1 protein-coding gene is annotated in these 359 nt (G+C 65.5%); it reads right to left on the reverse strand.

The annotated features are described in order from the left end of the window. Positions 1-355: substrate-binding domain-containing protein (locus ACLZOT_RS50610; protein ID WP_416976070.1), on the reverse strand; the 355-nt coding region annotated here is incomplete at its 3' end. Positions 356-359: the final 4 nt, after the last annotated feature.

Raw genomic sequence — 359 nt, forward strand, 5'->3', positions numbered from 1 at the left:
CGTCGATGGGGCCCTCGGCGAGGCGGTCGTAGGCGATGACGGGGATGCCCGCGTCCTTCGACTTCTGCACCTGCGGGGCGATGGCCTTGGCGTCCACCGCGTCCACCAGCACGACGTCGACCTTCTCGTCGATCATCTGCTGGAACTGCTCGCTCTGCTTCTCCGGGCTCGACCCGGCGTTGGCGTAGACGACCTTGCCCTTGTCGTCGGTGAGGTTGCCGACTTCCTTCTTGATGAGCGGATAGTCGAACTTCTCGAAACGTGCCGTGTCCTTGTCGGGCAGCAGCAGCCCCACCGTGATGTCGTCCCCCTTCTCCGGCGCTGCCGAGCTGTCACCGCCTCCGATGCCGCCGATGACA

This window comes from Streptomyces sp. 4F14, assembly GCF_048159485.1.
Classification (GTDB): Bacteria; Actinomycetota; Actinomycetes; order Streptomycetales; family Streptomycetaceae; genus Streptomyces.